General features: G+C 44.8%; 19 protein-coding genes. 14 read left to right on the top strand and 5 right to left on the bottom strand.

Annotated features, from left to right (window positions below):
• The first annotated feature begins 48 nt into the window (after positions 1-48).
• A complete protein-coding gene (locus FW774_RS15835) occupies positions 49-738 on the top strand; it encodes a hypothetical protein (protein WP_149349184.1) in 690 nt (229 codons plus the stop codon).
• A gap of 350 nt (positions 739-1,088) precedes the next feature.
• Here FW774_RS15835 and FW774_RS15840 read toward each other — a convergent pair whose 3' ends face one another.
• Positions 1,089-2,354 carry a 3-deoxy-D-manno-octulosonic acid transferase gene (locus FW774_RS15840; protein ID WP_149349185.1) on the bottom strand — a complete coding sequence of 422 codons (1,266 nt, stop codon included), beginning with the start codon at positions 2,352-2,354 and terminating at the stop codon, positions 1,089-1,091.
• A 157-nt stretch (positions 2,355-2,511) separates the two neighbouring features.
• Between FW774_RS15840 and FW774_RS15845 the strand changes: the two genes are divergently transcribed.
• From FW774_RS15845 to FW774_RS15865, 5 genes are read left to right on the top strand one after another with little or no spacing between them, the layout of a single operon-like run.
• Positions 2,512-3,825: a UDP-glucose dehydrogenase family protein gene (locus FW774_RS15845; protein ID WP_149349186.1), complete on the top strand. Its 1,314-nt coding sequence runs from the start codon at positions 2,512-2,514 to the stop codon at positions 3,823-3,825.
• Positions 3,825-4,814, top strand: a complete 990-nt coding sequence (locus FW774_RS15850; protein WP_149349187.1) for a UDP-glucuronic acid decarboxylase family protein — start codon at positions 3,825-3,827, stop codon at positions 4,812-4,814. Before FW774_RS15845 ends, FW774_RS15850 begins: the two co-directional genes overlap by 1 nt.
• Before the next feature lie 2 nt (positions 4,815-4,816).
• Positions 4,817-5,845, top strand: coding sequence for a UDP-glucose 4-epimerase GalE (gene galE / locus FW774_RS15855; protein ID WP_149349188.1), 1,029 nt, complete (start codon positions 4,817-4,819; stop codon positions 5,843-5,845).
• 21 nt (positions 5,846-5,866) lie between these two features.
• Positions 5,867-6,919, top strand: coding sequence for a dTDP-glucose 4,6-dehydratase (gene rfbB / locus FW774_RS15860; protein ID WP_149349189.1), 1,053 nt, complete (start codon positions 5,867-5,869; stop codon positions 6,917-6,919).
• On the top strand, positions 6,919-7,659 hold the full coding sequence (locus FW774_RS15865) for a tyrosine-protein phosphatase (RefSeq protein ID WP_149349190.1): 741 nt from the start codon (positions 6,919-6,921) through the stop codon (positions 7,657-7,659). The genes rfbB and FW774_RS15865 overlap by 1 nt, the downstream gene beginning before the upstream one ends.
• Positions 7,660-7,846: 187 nt before the next feature.
• Here the strand turns inward: FW774_RS15865 and FW774_RS15870 are convergent, their stop codons facing one another.
• The 3 genes from FW774_RS15870 to FW774_RS15880 all read right to left on the bottom strand — a co-directional run bounded on the left by FW774_RS15870 (position 7,847) and on the right by FW774_RS15880 (position 13,208).
• Positions 7,847-8,326: a hypothetical protein gene (locus FW774_RS15870; RefSeq protein ID WP_149349191.1), complete on the bottom strand. Its 480-nt coding sequence runs from the start codon at positions 8,324-8,326 to the stop codon at positions 7,847-7,849.
• Positions 8,327-8,353: 27 nt separating this feature from the next.
• A complete protein-coding gene (locus FW774_RS15875; RefSeq protein ID WP_149349192.1) occupies positions 8,354-9,997 on the bottom strand; it encodes a hypothetical protein in 1,644 nt (547 codons plus the stop codon).
• A gap of 322 nt (positions 9,998-10,319) precedes the next feature.
• Positions 10,320-13,208, bottom strand: a complete 2,889-nt coding sequence (locus FW774_RS15880; protein WP_149349193.1) for a CHAT domain-containing protein — start codon at positions 13,206-13,208, stop codon at positions 10,320-10,322.
• Positions 13,209-13,694: 486 nt separating this feature from the next.
• Here FW774_RS15880 and rpmB point away from each other — a divergent pair, with 486 nt between their 5' ends.
• From rpmB to rimO, 8 genes are all read left to right on the top strand, one after another.
• Complete coding sequence (gene rpmB, locus FW774_RS15885; protein ID WP_149349194.1) at positions 13,695-13,928, top strand: 50S ribosomal protein L28; 234 nt, start codon at positions 13,695-13,697, stop codon at positions 13,926-13,928.
• 42 nt (positions 13,929-13,970) lie between these two features.
• Complete coding sequence (gene rpmG, locus FW774_RS15890; protein WP_149349195.1) at positions 13,971-14,153, top strand: 50S ribosomal protein L33; 183 nt, start codon at positions 13,971-13,973, stop codon at positions 14,151-14,153.
• Positions 14,154-14,211: 58 nt separating this feature from the next.
• Positions 14,212-14,382 carry a DUF4295 domain-containing protein gene (locus FW774_RS15895; protein WP_149349196.1) on the top strand — a complete coding sequence of 57 codons (171 nt, stop codon included), beginning with the start codon at positions 14,212-14,214 and terminating at the stop codon, positions 14,380-14,382.
• Positions 14,383-14,471: 89 nt separating this feature from the next.
• Positions 14,472-15,434, top strand: a complete 963-nt coding sequence (gene ftsY / locus FW774_RS15900; protein ID WP_149349197.1) for a signal recognition particle-docking protein FtsY — start codon at positions 14,472-14,474, stop codon at positions 15,432-15,434.
• 139 nt (positions 15,435-15,573) lie between these two features.
• Complete coding sequence (locus FW774_RS15905) at positions 15,574-15,951, top strand: GxxExxY protein (RefSeq protein WP_149349198.1); 378 nt, start codon at positions 15,574-15,576, stop codon at positions 15,949-15,951.
• A gap of 101 nt (positions 15,952-16,052) precedes the next feature.
• Entirely contained in the window at positions 16,053-16,271 is a 219-nt protein-coding gene (locus FW774_RS15910) for a hypothetical protein (protein ID WP_149349199.1), read from the top strand.
• Complete coding sequence (locus FW774_RS15915) at positions 16,255-16,584, top strand: type II toxin-antitoxin system RelE family toxin (RefSeq protein ID WP_187774922.1); 330 nt, start codon at positions 16,255-16,257, stop codon at positions 16,582-16,584. Before FW774_RS15910 ends, FW774_RS15915 begins: the two co-directional genes overlap by 17 nt.
• 10 nt (positions 16,585-16,594) lie before the next feature.
• Positions 16,595-17,911 (top strand): 30S ribosomal protein S12 methylthiotransferase RimO, encoded by a 1,317-nt coding sequence (rimO, locus tag FW774_RS15920; protein WP_149349201.1) that lies wholly within the window; start codon positions 16,595-16,597, stop codon positions 17,909-17,911.
• 54 nt (positions 17,912-17,965) lie between these two features.
• Here rimO and FW774_RS15925 read toward each other — a convergent pair whose 3' ends face one another.
• Entirely contained in the window at positions 17,966-18,157 is a 192-nt protein-coding gene (locus FW774_RS15925) for a hypothetical protein (protein WP_149349202.1), read from the bottom strand.
• Positions 18,158-18,167 lie beyond the last annotated feature (10 nt).

Genomic DNA, 18,167 nt, shown 5'->3' on the forward strand with positions numbered 1-18,167 from the left:
GTGCCGCACCTTCTGATTCAGGATCACACGGGTACAGCGCAAACATCCATGAAAAAAATAGCAAAGAATCCAGACAAAAATTTAAGACCTTCCCATCCCGGCATGCTGATCCATTTGGCTGATTTCGAGCCCGTTAGGCTCAAAAATACGTTTGTTCCGAAAATCCAGGCACAGCAGCAAAGCAATACTATTTACGCCGAATTTAAACAACGCAATATCCGGGTGGCCGATAATTGGCCGCTTGCCGGTAGTGAACCTGACCATGAAAATTATCAGGCCATGCTTACCCGGTATTTTAAACAACATACAGATCCGCTGCTGGTAGTGCATCCCCAAAAACCACTAAAAGAGGTGAAACGCCTGGTGCATCTTACCGACCTGCGGTATTGTGATACGGGGATCTTACAGCCGATGACAAATTTGGCAAAATCGTTGGGCGCTGATATTTTTATTGTGCACATTTCGGTTGATGGCCTTCCGGATATGGAAAATAATTACGCCGAAGATTTTCTTAAGTCTGAGATACTTCCCCGGATGTATTATGAGAACGTGGTGCTGATCAATCTTCGCAAAAAAGATCTGTTGAACGACCTGGCTATGAGTATGGACATCATTGATCCTGACATTATTTCGCTGTTCTGGAAACGACACAGTTTGTTTGATAAACTGTTCATGAATAGCGATTTAAGGCGAGCCGTCTATACCCGGGCACCTTTGTTGCTGTTTCCATCGGTATAGTTTAATGCCTGTTTCCAGCTTTCACGGTAGCTGTGGGCTGAAACGAAAGATCCAGGTGGATATAAAAAAGATTGATGAATATTGGCACAGGCGCATTTTCAAAGCGATGCCAGGATCTTTTTATCTTTTAATCTCAATTCGATTGTTAATGTAATCTGAGTTCGATTATTATTTGTTTGATTTAGTTGATTATTAGAGATTGCTTCACGCTAATGCTCACTGCCAACGCTTTCCCGAAATCTCGGGACAATGACGCACCTATTTTCGTCATTGCGAGGACGATAGGACGAAGCAATCTTCGGGATAGAACTTATTGTTACTATATTTTATTAATATGCAAATGGTTACTTCTATGTATCTATGTGGTTTTTAACCGAACTCAGATTCTTACAAATGTATCCTACAATCGCACTTGTTGCGCCGGTATTTCGCTGCACATAATTTTTGGCAGTTTCACTGGCTTGTACTCTTAGCGAATCATCCTGTAAACGTTGCATCACCGCTTTTAATCCGTTAAACGTGTCAATACTAAAGGCGGCCTGTAGCGTTATCAGTTCCCTGGCTTCGCGGAAACGCTGGTAATTAGGGCCGAAGATGACCGGCAAACCAAAAGCTGCCGCTTCGAGCGTATTGTGGATGCCTACGCCGAATCCGCCACCAATGTACGCGATGTTTCCATATTGATACAGTGATGAGAGCATGCCGATGTTATCGATGATTAAGATTTGAGATTTGAGATTTGAGATTTGAGATGTTGCTATAGCTGAATAGCGGACAAAGCTGTTTTCGGGCAATAACTTGCAAAGGGCAGTGATCCGGCTTTCGCCGATTTCATGCGGAACGATAATAAATTTCCAGTCCGGGTATTCAACAACCAGTTCAGCGAGCAGCTTTTCATCCTCAGGCCAGGTACTGCCGGCAATAAAAACCTGGTGATTGTTTGAAAATTGTTCCGCTACGGCAATAGCTTTAGGATGTACCGCGTTTTCTGCCACACGGTCAAAACGGGTATCGCCGCTAACGGTAACATGCCTTATGCCGATGGTTTGCAGGAGCTCCTTGCTGGCTTCATCCTGCACAAAAATATGACTGATGAAGTCCAGCATCTTCCTGTTTAGCGTGCCGTACCATTTAAAAAAAGGCTGCTGTTTACGGAATATCGCCGAAATGACATACAGGGGAACCTGTTTTTCATGTAATTCGTTGAAATAGTGATACCAGTAATCGTACTTGGTGAAAATAGCCATTTCAGGCTGGACGAGCCGGATAAATTCACGGGCATTGCGCCGCGTATCAACCGGAAGGTAAAAAACGTGATCGGCCAGCGGCGTATTTTTACGTATCTCATATCCCGACGGCGAAAAAAAGGTGATCACGATCTTCTTCCCCGGATAATTTTTTCGCAGCGCTTCCAGCACCGGCCGGCCTTGTTCAAATTCCCCCAACGAGGGAAAATGAAACCAGATACGGGAGTCGCCGGTATCCAGTACATCAGCAATGTGCTCAAGCAAATGCCGGCGCCCGTTTACCCACAATTTTATCTTTTTATTAAAGAGCGCTAAAATTCGGGCTACAAGAAAATAAAGGTAAATTCCGGCATCGTAAAGAAACAGCATATTTATTGCTTAATTATTATATTCGCCGAAGTTAATACTAAAAACTGCAAAGTTTAAAAAGTAAAGTGAAACAGGTTTGAGGCTTCATCTTTCGCTCAAAACAAAAGAAAGTAATATTGTATTTTACCCTTTTATCAAAAAAATTAGAATAATCTGAATGAAAATTGCTGTAGTTGGAACCGGGTACGTTGGATTGGTAACCGGAACCTGTTTGGCCGAAACGGGAAATGATGTAACCTGTGTGGATATTAATGAGGAAAAAGTTGCCCAGATGAAACAAGGGCAAATTCCCATTTACGAGCCCGGCCTCGACTTACTTTTTCACCGTAACATAGAACAAAAGCGCTTATTGTTTACCACCAGCCTGGCTGATGCGATTAAAGACGCCCAGATCATTTTCCTGGCATTGCCAACGCCGCCCGGAGGCGATGGCTCCGCCGATCTGAGCTTTGTGCTGGGGGCCGCCAAAGATATCGCCAGGCTGATAACCGATTATAAGGTGGTAGTTACCAAATCAACCGTTCCGGTTGGTACGGCAGATAAGGTAAAAGCCGTATTTAAAGAACATACCACGGTTGAAGTTGACATTGTATCAAACCCCGAATTTTTACGCGAAGGCGTTGCCGTTGAGGACTTTATGAAACCCGACCGCGTAGTGGTGGGAACCAGCAGCGAAAGGGCCCGCAACCTGATGTCTGAATTGTATGCACCGTATGTACGTTCCGGAAACCCGATCATCTTTATGGACGAGCGTTCATCAGAACTTACCAAATATGCGGCAAACTCGTTCCTGGCTACAAAAATTACCTTTATGAACGAAGTTGCCAACCTGTGCGAACGGGTAGGCGCTGATGTAGACATGGTTCGCCGCGGCATAGGTTCCGATGAGCGTATCGGCAAGCGCTTCCTGTTTCCCGGCGTGGGCTATGGCGGAAGCTGTTTCCCTAAGGACGTGCAGGCGCTGGTAAAATCGGCTAATGAGTATCAGTATGAGTTTAAGATATTAAACTCGGTTATCGATGTTAATGAGCGGCAAAAAACCATCATTGTAGATAAAATGAACCGCTATTACAACGGCGATTTAAAAGGTAAGAAATTTGCGCTTTGGGGCCTGGCATTTAAGCCCGAAACTGATGATATCCGCGAAGCGCCGGCCTTATATATTATTGACGCCCTGGTAAAAGCAGGCGCCCGGGTAACGGCTTACGACCCGGAAGCGATGGAAAATGTGAAAAAGTTGAAAGGCGATGCCATTGCTTACGCTACAGACCCTTACCAGGCGTTAGAAGGCGCCGATGCGCTGATCATTGTTACCGAATGGCAATTGTTCAGGAACCCTGACTTTGACCGGATAGACCAGCTGCTGAAAGCAAAAGTGATATTCGACGGACGCAACCTGTACGACATCCAGCGCATGATTGATAAAGGATATTATTACAACAGCATTGGCCGTAAAATAGTAGAAGCATAATGGCACGTAAACGCATTTTAATTACCGGGGCAGCCGGGTTTCTCGGTTCGCACCTTTGCGACAGGTTTATCAGCGAAGATTTCCATGTTATTGGTATGGATAACCTGATTACCGGCGATATCCGCAACATTGAGCATTTGTTCAAACTCGAAAATTTTGAGTTTTATAATCACGATGTTTCAAAGTTTGTGCATGTGCCCGGCCAGCTGGATTACATCCTGCATTTTGCATCACCGGCCAGCCCGATAGACTATCTCAAGATACCGATACAGACGCTCAAAGTAGGCTCGTTAGGAACCCATAACCTGCTGGGACTTGCCCGTGCTAAAAAAGCACGTATGCTCATTGCGTCCACCTCCGAAGTTTATGGCGATCCCAGCGTTAACCCGCAACCTGAAGAATATTGGGGAAACGTAAACCCCGTAGGGCCGAGGGGCGTTTACGATGAAGCCAAGCGTTTCCAGGAAGCCATCACCATGGCTTATCATACCTTTCACGGACTGGAAACCCGTATTGTACGGATATTCAACACCTATGGCCCCCGTATGCGCCTGAACGATGGCCGGGTGCTGCCCGCATTTATCGGGCAGGCTATCCGCGGCGAAGACCTTACCGTTTTCGGCGATGGCTCACAAACCCGTTCGTTCTGCTATGTGGACGACCTGGTGGAAGGGATTTACCGCCTGCTGTTTTCCGATTACGTTTACCCGGTAAATATTGGCAACCCAAGCGAAATTACCATCAGGGAATTTGCCGAGGAAATTATTAAGCTAACAGGCACTACACAGAAAATAGTGTACAAAGAGCTGCCAACCGACGACCCAAAGCAACGCAGGCCGGATATCACGAAAGCCAGATCCATTTTAGGCTGGGAGCCCAAGGTATCACGTGCCGAAGGGCTGAAAATAACGTATGAATATTTTAAATCCCTTCCGAAGGATTTAATTGACAAGATTGAACACAAAGATTTTAAAAGCTATAACAAATAATTATGAGTAAGAAAATCCTGGTAACAGGCGGCACCGGTTACATTGGCTCGCACACCGTAGTGGAGCTGCAAAATGCCGGTTATGAAGTGATCATTGTGGATAACCTGGATAATTCAAACATCCGGATATTGGACCAGATAACTAAAATATCGGGCATTAAGCCACAGTTCTACCAATTAGATCTAAGCGAAGAAAATAAGGTAATTGAGCTGGCGAAAGCGCACCCTGAGATTTCGGGAGTTATCCATTTTGCCGCTCATAAGGCCGTTGGTGAATCGGTGCAGCTTCCGCTGAAATATTACCGCAATAATTTCTTTTCGCTGATAAACCTGCTTACCGCTTTTGCCGGAAGGGAAGTTGATTTCGTTTTCTCTTCGTCCTGTACCGTTTACGGGCAGCCCGATCAGCTTCCGGTAACCGAGAGCGCACCGGTAAAAAAAGCCGAATCGCCTTACGGAAACACCAAGCAGGTTGCCGAGGAAATACTCCAGGAAACAGCCGAAGCAAACACCAATTACCACGTGATATCCCTGCGCTATTTTAATCCCGTTGGGGCACATGCGTCGGCGTTGATCGGCGAGCTTCCTATCGGCGTTCCGCAAAACCTGGTTCCGTTCATTACCCAAAGCGCTATTGGCAAACGTGGCCCCATTACCGTTTTCGGCGATGATTATAATACACCCGATGGCAGCTGCATCCGCGATTATATTCATGTAGTTGACCTGGCGAAAGCACACGTAGCCGCTATTAAGCTGCTTGAAGACAATCGTACCATTAAATACGATGTGTTTAACGTAGGGACCGGTAAAGGCAGCTCGGTGCTGGAAACCATTAAGGCGTTTGAGAGCGCTACCGGCGTTAAGCTGAACTATAAGATCGGGCCACGTCGGGCCGGAGATATTGAGCAGGTTTGGGGCGATGTTACCAAATCAGCAAAAGAATTACATTGGAAAGCGGAGTTAGGCCTTGATGAAATGATGCGCTCGGCATGGGCCTGGGAACAATATATCGCGGAAAATCCGTTTGAATAGTTGCAGACAGAGGAGATACCCATGAAAAAAATAGTTATTACCGGCGGTGCAGGATTTATCGGTTCGCATGTAGTGCGCCGGTTTGTGAATACATACCCGCAATACCAGATCATTAATCTGGATAAGCTGACGTATGCCGGTAATCTGGCAAACCTGAAAGATATTGAGCAAAAAGACAACTACCGTTTTGTAAAAGGCGATATTGTTGACGCAGCATTTATTGACCAGTTGTTTGCCGATGAGCAGTTTGATGCCGTGATACATCTTGCGGCAGAATCGCATGTAGACCGTTCTATTTCCAGTCCGCTGGATTTTGTAATGACCAATGTGGTAGGTACGGTAAACCTGCTCAACGCGGCACGCAAATACTGGAAGGATGACTATCCATCCCGGCGATTTTATCATGTATCTACCGACGAGGTTTACGGTACGCTTGGCGAGGATGGCATGTTTACCGAGGAAACACCTTACGACCCGCACAGCCCATATTCGGCATCTAAAGCCAGCTCAGACCATTTTGTGCGGGCTTACCAGGATACTTATGGTTTAAATACCGTTATTTCGAACTGCTCAAACAATTATGGCTCGCACCATTTTCCTGAAAAGCTGATCCCACTGGCTATCAACAATATTAAAAACAATAAGCCTGTTCCGGTTTACGGCAAGGGCGAAAATATACGCGACTGGCTTTGGGTTGAAGATCATGCCCGTGCCATCGATGTGATCTTCCACCAGGCGAAAGCCGGCGATACTTACAATATTGGCGGGCATAACGAGTGGAAAAATATCGATCTGATACGTTTGCTTTGCCGTATTATGGATAAAAAGTTGGGGCGAGAAAGCGGTGAATCTGAAAAGCTGATCACTTTTGTAACCGACCGTGCCGGACATGACCTGCGCTATGCCATTGACTCAACCAAATTGCAAAAAGAGCTGGGCTGGGTTCCGAGCCTGCAATTTGAGGAAGGGCTTGAAAAGACTGTAGATTGGTACCTGGCTAACGAAGACTGGCTAAGCGATGTGACCTCCGGTCATTACCAGTCGTACTACGAGGAACAATATGCAAACCGGTAATGTTTAACCTGTTTAAAAAGAAAGAACAGCTTCCGCAAACCGATTTTTCGGCTGTAAAGGCCGATATGCATTCACACCTTATTCCCGGCATTGACGATGGGGCCCCGAACCTGGAGGCTTCCATCTTGCTATTGCAAAAAATGCAGGCGCTGGCTTTTGAAAAAGTAATTACCACGCCGCATATTATGGCCGATTACTATCGCAATACGCCGGAAATTATATTGTCTGGCCTGGATAAATTGCGGGAAGAAGCCATCAAACAGCAGCTTACTATAAAAATTGACGCTGCCGCAGAATATTACCTGGATGAAACCTTTGTTTCAAAGTTGCAAAAGCAAAAGCTGTTAACACTGGGGCAGGATTACCTGTTGTTCGAGCTATCCTTTGTGAATTACCCGCAAAACCTGTTCGATGTGATTTTCGAGATACAGGCAAAAGGGTATAAGCCGGTGCTGGCCCATCCCGAACGGTATCCCTATTTTGCCGGCGAGATGGAAAATTACTCCCGTATAAAAAATGCGGGATGTTTATTGCAACTCAATACCATTTCCCTTACGGGACATTATGGCAAAAACGTGCAGAAAACCGCCGAAGACCTGGTGGATCATTACCTGGTTGATTTTATCGGCACAGACATGCATCATCCCGGCCATGCACAGCTGTTGCAGAAGGCGCTCACATTGCCTTATGTGCACCGGCTTGCAACCGATTACCAGTTGCTAAACCCGCTGCTGGCTTGAAAAGATCCCTGGAATTTATGCACAGAAAAAGAAGGGGATGACTACAAGCAGCGTGATGTCCGAAGGAATGTTAACAGGACAGAAATGCTGTTCACGGATTTGCGGAACAGCTCGATGGTATTGATGGTTGCCGGCTTTTAGGTCCCCTCCTTTAATTTTTCAGGTCAATTTTTACCTGGTCATTTGTTTACTTATTGATACTGTCGAACATTTTATCGGCCACGGCTGTATCATCCTGGTTGCTTCTGATCAGGGTGATGGAGTAAGCGTTTTTGCCTTCTACCACTACGCCTTTATCTACATAGAACTTCCTTTCAGGCTCATAAAATAATGCCCTTAAGCCTTTTTGTCCATTGATGATCAGGTCTGATTTTCTGATAAGCTTTGCCTGTTGCGAATTGCCGCTTACGATCATATTTGCTGCTGCCATAAAAGGATCACCTTTGATGCCGTTGGGTAAATCGTAAACATTAATATAAACCGAATAATCGCCATATTCAGCTTTTACACGTCGTAAGCCATTCTGCGTATCCTCGGTTATGGTTGGCGTGGTTGGCACGGAGATACTAAAATTGGCCGATTTGTCTTTGTAGCTTGTCCAGTTTTGGGCAAAAGCGTTTGCTGAAATCACCGTTACAGCAAAAAGTAGAATGGAGAACTTTTTCATGATTGTGTGTATTTATTAATTTATTAGTTATTTCTTCTCGTAAACCTGGCAAACGCCATGGTCGAACATTAAGGTTTTTTTGAAATTTGATTTCGGAGCTTTCGGATAACGCTGGTCGATAACAATGGCCGTTTTGTTGTTGGCCACATAAACGCCCAGATCAATGGTTGCCAGAAACGGCCCTCCGGCTGTTTTTTTGGCCATAATACCCACATCCTGCAGCTTAATGCTGTTACCCTTTTCGTCCAGGTGGTCGACGAAAAAAATGGTACGGTCTTCACCATTCCGGATGGTGCGCACCACAAAAAGTATCAGCGAACCTGCGCCGCAATTACCAATTTTACCCAGCGCCAGGATATCTTTTACCTTCGTGTCGGCGCTTAACGAATTAAGATAATGGTTTTTGGTAAAGGGCAGGCTGATAATGTCACGGCCTTTTAGGGACTGTGCGTTGGTAAGATTAAAATAAAAATGATCGATATCGGCAAAGTTGATCATGAAATTTTTAAAATCATAGTCAGCTTTTGCATCCTCTTCGATCTTTCTTATCCCAAATTCTGAGTTAAGAGCATTTTTGGCCATCGCAACGGTACTTTCGCCGGCCATGATACTGAATGATTTTACCGGGTCTGGTTTATTAATATCGTACACCAAAATTTTGCCCGGATCGTTGCTCATTACAAAGAATTTCGTGTTACCCTGGGGCATCCTGGCATAAGTATACCTTGAAGATTGATCCGTCTGATTCATACGGGCGAAATCTTTACCGGTTTTCATATCCCTTATTACAAACTGGTACAGCTTGTTTGTTTCAAAGTACATTCCGTATTTCCCATCGTCAGAAAAGGTGTAAGGGCCGGTAATACCGTCTTTATCCGTCCATTTCACAATATCTTTGGTTTCGGTATTATAATAGGCGTTTCGCCAGTCATCCCCGGTTGGCGGACGCTTTATCCATTTGGATGTATAGAAAAGGTAATCTGTATAGTAGAAATAATACTTGGTCTTATCGTTGTATTTCAAGCCGGTATTTTCAGATTTCCCGGTCAGCGGGTCATATAAGATAAAGCGCTTGTTCTCCGTATTTTTCCCGTAATACGTTTTCCCATCAAGGCTGAAGCCTACGGGTGCAAAGTTTTTTATGCCCTGAACCGTAATAATTACCTTACTCCCCTCAGGTGGCGGACAGGTTTGCACGTACCAGCTGGGCGATTTTCCGGCTTCACGCATGTGCGCCATAGCCACATAATCGCCTTTGGCAGAAAAGCCATAGATCTTATCATTGAACACGGCATCGTCGGGGCTGAGCTTTCCGGCCCGGATATCAAAAAGAAATGCCTGCTCATTTCCGCCTTTAGGCGTAAGCAATACAATGAGCTTGGTCAAATCCGGCGATGGCACGGCTTTTAGCGACCAGCGCTCATCCGTAGGGTCATATTGTTTTATAAAGGCCGCAAAGTTTATTCGCTGTACAGGCTTCTCTGTGGCAATATCCCATAAAATAGCGTCGGCCAGCCCAACGGTTAACACCTGGGTACAGTTTTCGTTAAAAAAGCTGTACTGGGGGCTTATGATATGCCCCTCGGAAAGCGGCGGACTATAAACTGCCTGGGCATGAGCTTTGCCGAAAAGCAGCAACGCCGGAATGAATAAGTAAATTAATTTTTTCATGATTACTAAGTTTAGCCCACCCCAGCCCTCCCTAAGGGAGGGAGCTTGGTTTCTACTCCTTATTTTGCTTCTTGCATTTATGTTCTTGTTGGCCTCATCCCAACCCTCTTGATCTGGTATTGGGTATTGAGTAGTGCGTATTGAGCCTTGCGCCTTAAACCTTCTGCCTTCCATCTTTTTTGTTTCTTTGTTCTTTCCTCTCTTCCCGACTCTCGGACTTTCCCGACTTCCGGACTATATGCCATAAACTATGAACCATAAGCCTCTAAAACCTAAAACGTATAACCTTCTACCTTCTACCTTCCAGCCTTCCACCTTTTCATCACATTCCGTAAAGCACGTATGGCGCCCAGAAATTAAAGTGCCTGAATTGTTGCCCGAAATCGCCGCGGATAAACCTGCGCTTCATGATCGAGGCTGCTTCTTCGTAGCTTTTCCCCTCTTTGGTTGTCATGGTGTAAAGCCCGGTCATATAGTACATCGTTCCCTCGTCGGACACGGGCCATAACGATACCAGCGCCCGGTTAGCACCCGCAGTAAGCAGCGAGCCGGTTAAACCGGATACACCTTCACCGCCATAAATCTTACCCAGGGCTGTTTCGCAGGCAGAAAGCACCGCGATATCGGCCTGCATGTGCAACCCGGAAATTTCAGGTGCGGTAAGATAGCCGTCTTCATTGCCCTGCATCTGGTTGAAAATACACATGGCAACGCCGGATAATTCCGGGATTTCGGGAACGGCAAAACCATGTGTTGCCAGGTGGATGACCTTGTAGTTTTTTAGCTGTCCCGTTGCCGACATCTGCTTAATGCGATTCTCGGTCATGTCGGCCCCGAAGAACACATCCCTGTCCTGGAAAATATTGCTCAGATTTTTTACTTCCTGTAGCGTTCCGGCCAGGTAATTCATCTTTTTAGAGCCGAAAAGCGCCGCGTAGATTTCCCGTTGCGGTTTGTTGTTGAACAGGTTCTGCTCGGCAATTTCCTGCAGGTTCACCAGTTGCTCCTGGCCGCGAAGCGGCTGGGCCTGCTCAGACATATCCTGGTATATGGCGCCGCCCATGCCTAAAAATGATTTGCGTGAAGCGGGGTAAACGCGTTCATGAACAGTATTAAACACATCGGCCGACTGGCAATACCTGATATCAAAATTCTCAATCAGGAAGTGGTTATCGGGCGCCAGAAGCGCTTCGTAAGGAAGAAAATTTAAAATGCCGCTGGGCGAAATAATGAGCTTGCTTTTCCCGGTTATTCTGGATAACACCGGCGAAATCAGCGTTCTATAATAGCTGGCCAGTAAATCGGCAGTAACCGAAGCTGGTATCTGGCCCTGAACATCCTGTAAACATTCGCGGGTGAGCTGCATGATCTCATCCATGTCGTTTCGCGAAATCATCTGGGAAACATCCTTCGTCTGGTATTTTATGCCACTCTGCTCAATAATACCCGTAGCCGGTTTATAGCCTGAGGCCTTGCCATCTGCCTGGTGTATGCGGTCTAAATATTTTTTCTTTACATCAACCCAGTGCTGAAAATCTTCTATATACACCGGCGTTGCGCTCTCTTTGGTTACTACGTTAATAATGAAGGCTCCGGCCTCCATCTGGCTGTAAAACAAGGCGGCTTCATCCGCTTTAAGCTTTGCCTGAAACTTTTCAAGCGTTACCGGCGATGACAGTCTTTTCTTCAGGGTTTCGCCCAGCACCCGTGCCCGGTCTTTATTCTGAATATCAAAAACCGCTTTGCCATTGCCCAGCCGGGCATACGAGGCTACCAGCAGCTCAAAAGCGCTTACGTGCTGCTGGAAGTAAAGAATTTTTTCACGACCCTTGAGCGTGCTGCGCAACTGCTCGGTAATATCTGCCGCCTTTTGTAATAAGGGAATTGCTGCCGCGAAATTTTTATCTTGATAATACAAAGCTCCGGCATTATTGTACGAGCTTTCTGCCAGGCCCAGATCTCCTTTGGCCCTCGCTTTTTCTGCCGCTTCAACGTACAATTGTTTGGCTTTCTCTTTGTCGCCCTGTTGCCATAATGAAATAGCTGTATTGGGGGTAAACTCATCGTATAAAGCATCCAGGTTATTCAGTTTGGCCGTGTTTAATGCCTGCTGAAAATAAAAAGCCGCTTTTTTACGGTCGACGGGAATGGGCGATGCCACATACGCTATACCCAGAAAATTGCTGGCATTTGCCTGGTACCAGGCATCGCTTGTAGTATTCTGAACCTTGCTAAGCGTTTCGGCAATAACTTTAAGGCTTTGCAGGGCGGTGGGGTCAGACTGCTGCACCCCGTTCATGAGTGTGGCGTAGTAGTACAAAAAATTCGCTTTCTCATTACCATAATTAATGGCTGCGGGAACCAGCTTCCAATAAGCATTGCCAAAAGAAACGCCTTTTTCATAGTCGTTAACCCGCTGATAGTGCGAAAGCACAATAGCTGCCGCAGATAGCTGGGCAGTAGCCATAATTTTGCCGGGGTAGCTTTTAGCCATATCCAGCGACTGCATGGCGTAAGGAAAATCGTAATCGTTGGCTGCATTAAAAAAGTTTTGCGCTGCCACAAAGGCCACTGTCGATCTCAGAAACTGAAATTCGGCAGGAACCTGGGCAAATAAACCGAGCGCCTTGTCAAAAGCGGATTTGGCCGGCGTATATTTTTTCGCGTTGATTTGCTGTACAGCCTCGTTAATAAGAGCGTTGATTTGTATGAATGTTTTGTTTCTTGCCGGATGCGCCGTTTTAACATACGTAAGCACTTCGTTGAAAACCGCCGGGTTTACATGATGCGCTATAATATCATTCAGGTCTTTCTCAACAGCCGGCAGGTTGTTGCCATCCGGGTCGAGCCATAAAGCCAGATTCAGGAACCCAAGCCCTTCGCTTTTTCTGTTCTGGGCATACAGCACATACGCTTTTATAATGGTAGCACCTATATCCATCTGGTATAACTGGTAAGCGTTATCAGCATAGGCCGATGCCTGCGTTAAATCGTTTTTCAGCAGGTAGATCCAGGAAATTTGAACGTGCACACCGCTATATCCGGGCGCCTCTTTCAGCAAGGCCTGAAATTTGGGAAGCGCCTCGTCTGGTTTACCGGCATTGCTCAGTTGCCAGGCCTCCTGAAACCGGGCATTAAAATCCTGCGAGTAACCTGCTAATGGCGCAAGTATTGCAACAAGCAGCAGTATGAAGATGCGTTTTTTTACCATCGTATTGAGAGACGTGTGTTAACAGAGGTAAAGATATTCTGATAGATCAGGCGTCTGCAATACCGGGAAATACGTAGATGATGTATTTAGATAAAAGATATTAGATGAAATCAGCTTTACTGCCCTGAATGAGAAAAGAGTGGATTTTCACTTTGCTGGTAGCTAAACCTCACGGGGTTTCTGAAACTTGTCAGGCTTGCAAGTTTAACAGCACTGTCCTGACTTAGCTAAACCCGGTTGCAGCGAATACCGGCCTTGTGGCTAATGCCCTGCGAGGTATCGGGGCGGGCCTGTGCAGTATAAGCGGAAGACGGGACTATCCTGTGCTGATGCAATACTGTCTTTGCTTTTCAAACTAAAAAACAATCAGTAAAAAGACATTGTAAAATAAATCGCAAACTGTATTGTGATTGTTATTTATTATTCGGATATTTGCAAACTCTTTAAGAGGCTGTAGTTTATAACGAACGAAATACACACATAGTTATGTCGAGAATTTGTGATTTAACAGGGAAAGCGCCTTTAAATGGTCACCACGTATCGAACTCGAACGTGAAAACCAAGCGTAAATTTTATCCTAACCTGAAAATAAAGAAATTTTATATCCCTGAAGAAGGGAAATGGATTACGCTGAAAGTATCTACATCGGCTATTAAAACCATTAACAAAAACGGCATTTCGGCTGTTATTGATAAATTTTTGAAAAAAGGATACGTATAATATAAGCATACGGCTTTGCTGTACGCATAACACGATAAGAAAATGGCTAAGAAAGGCAACAGAGTTCAGGTGATATTAGAGTGTACCGAACACAAAGAGAGCGGTTTACCGGGTATGTCTCGTTACATTACCAAAAAGAACAAAAAGAATACTACCGAGCGCCTGGAGTTGAAAAAATACAATCCGGTGCTGAAACGCGTAACTGTTCATAAAGAGATAAAATAAGGTTAATGGTTAGAAGGCGAAAGCCTGATTTTCATTCAATCAGTTAAATTTATAAAACATGGCAAAGAAAGTAGTTGCAACCCTTAAAACAGGTAAAGGTAAAGAATATTCGAAAGTTATTACCATGGTGAAATCACCTAAAACCGGCGCTTATTCTTTTAAAGAGATTATTGCACATAACGATCACGTTAAAGACGCTATTGCAGCAGCAAAAGCATCTGCACAATAATAAATTGTTCTAACAAAATATAAGAGCCGTCCAGATTTGATTCCGGAGGGCTTTTTTTGTTATCTGTAGTTTCATCAAATAAATGTCTTATGGGATTATTTGATTTTTTTAAGAAAAAAGATACTTCGGTACAGGAGCAGGAAGCCTTGGACAAGGGGCTTGAAAAAACAAAGGAAGGTCTGTTTTCGAAAATCACCAAGGCGGTAGTTGGTAAATCTACCGTTGATGATGATGTGCTCGACGACCTGGAAGAAGTGCTGGTAACATCGGATGTGGGTGTAAATACTACGCTGAAAATTGTTAAGCGTATTGAAGAGCGTGTTGCCCGCGATAAATATGTAAGCACATCGGAGCTGAACGGCATTCTGCGTGATGAAATTCAGCAGTTGCTGGCAGAAAACAACAGCAACGATTTTCAGAACTTTGAATACGGCAGTCATAAGCCTTACGTGATTATGGTGGTGGGAGTGAATGGCGTAGGCAAAACTACTACTATTGGTAAGCTGGCTCATAAGCTGAAAGCTGCCGGAAACCAGGTGGTGCTGGGCGCTGCCGATACGTTCAGAGCCGCGGCTGTTGACCAGTTAAAATTATGGGGCGAACGTGTGGATGTTCGTGTGGTGGCTCAGCCTATGGGTTCTGACCCGGCTTCGGTAGCGTTTGATACGCTGCAATCGGCTGTTGCTAATAATGACGATGTGGCAATTATTGATACGGCTGGTCGTTTGCATAATAAGGTAGCCCTGATGAACGAGCTGAGCAAGATTAAAAACGTAATGCAAAAGGTTGTACCCGGCGCTCCGCACGAGATTCTGCTGGTGTTGGATGCTTCTACCGGGCAAAATGCCATTGAGCAATGCCGGCAGTTTACCCAGGCAACAGACGTGAATGCGCTGGCTCTAACCAAGCTGGATGGTACGGCTAAAGGCGGCGTGGTTATCGGCATATCCGACCAGTTTAAAATACCGGTAAAGTACATTGGCGTGGGCGAGGGCATGGATCACCTGCAACTGTTTGACCGGAAAGCGTTTGTGGATAGTTTGTTTAGATGATTAAAGAGGGTTACACAGATTGCCTGGATTTCACAGATTACAAAGAGAAATTTATAAATAGATAGAATATTCACAATCAAGCATCCGTGAAATCCCCAAATCGGTGTAATCTCATTAATCCGCGTAATCCCCCATTAATATGGAACCTGAATTACTGCATGCTCAGTTAACTGAGAAAATTATTGGATGCTGTTTCGCCGTTCACCGGGAATTAGGGCCGGGTTTTAATGAGAAGATTTATTCAAGAGCGCTTCAGATACTATTTTTAAAAGAAGGAATCCGTTTTACGGCAGAAAAGGAGTTTGTAGTAATGTTTGATGGCAAGCAAGTTGGAAAATTCAGGTGTGATTTATTTATAGAAGATAAAGTGATTGTGGAACTAAAGTCAGTAACAGGAATTCAGCCCAAGCTATTTCAAAACCAGCTAATATCATATCTAAAAGCCGGCAAAGTAAAAACCGGACTACTCATAAATTTTGGCAACGCCAGCTGTGAAGTAAAACGTTTATCGGTGTAATCTACTAATCTGCGTAATCAAAACAATCCGTGTAATCGTCTAAATCAGTGTAATCCCTTAAATTATCAGTGTAATCCCTTAAATTTGTGTAATCCTAATATATGAACAGCATAATCATACATACAGATAGTGATAGCGATTTATCTCTGCTAAAGCAACTGGCTAAAAAAATGGGATTGTCGTCTCATGTTGTATCTGGAAGTGAGAAAGAGGACATTGGTTTGGCTTTGGCTATAGAAGAAAATGATTCTGCTGATAACCTGACCAGGGAAGAGGCCGTATCTTATTATCAGGCTTTAAAGAATGAAAATAAGCTATAATCGCAGGTTTCTTAAAGATTTGGTCAGACTCCCTCAAAAAGACAGAATTAAAATTGAAGAGTTTGTGTTCGGTGAAGCCGGGAAGTACAATGCTTCATCAGACATTGAAAAACTTGAAAAATTAAGCGGTTATTCACATTACTATAAAATACGCTTTGGTAATTACAGGGTGGGTGTGAAATTAATTGATGAAGAATTGGTATTTGAAAGAGTATTGCATCGAAAGAAGTCTATAAGTATTTCCCTTAAATCATCTGTGCAATCATACCATCTGCGTAATCTCCCCAATCCGTGTAATCCCTTAAATCTGTGAAATCTCACTAATGAAATCCAAAACAATAAATAAACCCCGTGTAAATGTTATCACGCTCGGCTGTTCCAAGAATGTGTACGATTCTGAAGTGCTGATGGGACAGCTTCGCGGTAACCAGGTTGATGTAGTACATGAGGCGGAAAACGTAGGCAGCGATGATATTGTGGTAATCAACACCTGCGGCTTTATCGACAATGCCAAACAGGAATCTATTGATACCATTTTGCAGTACAGTCAGCTAAAGGAAGAGGGGAAGCTGGGCAAACTTATTGTGACAGGATGTTTATCCGAACGCTATAAACCCGAACTGGAAACCGAAATAACCAATGTGGATGCTTATTTCGGTACGAACGATTTGCAGCACATTTTGCATACGCTGGGCGCTGATTACAAGTATGAGCTTATCGGCGAACGCCTGCTCACTACGCCATCGCATTTTGCCTATTTTAAAATTGCCGAAGGCTGTAATCGTCCCTGTTCATTCTGCGCTATTCCGCTGATGCGTGGCAAGCATGTGTCAAAGCCCATTGATGAACTGGTAAAGGAAGCCAAAAGCCTGGCCCGGAATGGCACTAAAGAGCTGATTCTGATTGCCCAGGATTTAACCTATTACGGACTGGATTTATATGGCAAGCGCAACCTGGCCGATTTGCTGCGCAACCTGTCGGATGTAGATGGTATAGAATGGATACGTTTGCAGTATGCTTATCCTTCCGGTTTCCCGATGGAAATCCTGGATGTGATGAATGAGCGTGAAAATATCTGCAATTACCTCGACATGCCGCTACAGCATATTACCGATAACATGTTGCGTTCTATGCGGCGTGGTATTGATAAGCAAAAAACCATCGACCTGGTAAATGCCATCCGTGATAAAGTTCCGGGTATCGCTTTGCGTACCACGTTAATATGCGGTTACCCCGGCGAAACCGGGCAAGACCACGAAGAAATGAAAGCCTGGGTAGAGCAAACCCGTTTTGACCGTTTGGGATGTTTCACCTATTCGCACGAAGAAAAAACACACGCCTATTCGCTGGAAGATAATATTCCGCAGGAAGTTAAGGAACAGCGTGTGGAAGATATTATGGACGTGCAGCAGGTTATTTCTTACGAGATAAACCAGCAGAAAATTGGCAAGACCTTTAACGTGCTTATTGATAAAACTGAGGGCGAGTACCTGGTTGGCCGCACCGAATTTGATTCTCCCGAAGTTGACAACGAAGTGCTTATCCCGGCAAAAGAGAACTACGCCGCTGTAGGCAGCTTTGTTAATGTAATCATAGACCGGGCGGAGGATTTTGATTTATATGGGCGGATAGTGAAGTAAAGCTGTTTTCTCAGCAAGAGAGAACTTTGTCAACCTTCACAAGGTTGACAAAGTTTAAAGATCTAATGAACTAAAAGCGGTTAATTCCTTGTCATTCAGATAGTCACTGTATAATTCTTCGGCAGCCAATTCCATTTGCTGATTTAGCTCATCCTTTTTAATGGATTTAAGAGTTTCTTCTACCACATAAAACCGTTTGGCAAGTGGCAGGCGCTGAATTTCTTGTATTAAATCTACTGTTTGCATCCGTTTCTAA

Origin of the sequence: Pedobacter sp. BS3, from assembly GCF_008274585.1 — a bacterium.
Lineage (GTDB): Bacteria > Bacteroidota > Bacteroidia > Sphingobacteriales > Sphingobacteriaceae > Hufsiella_A.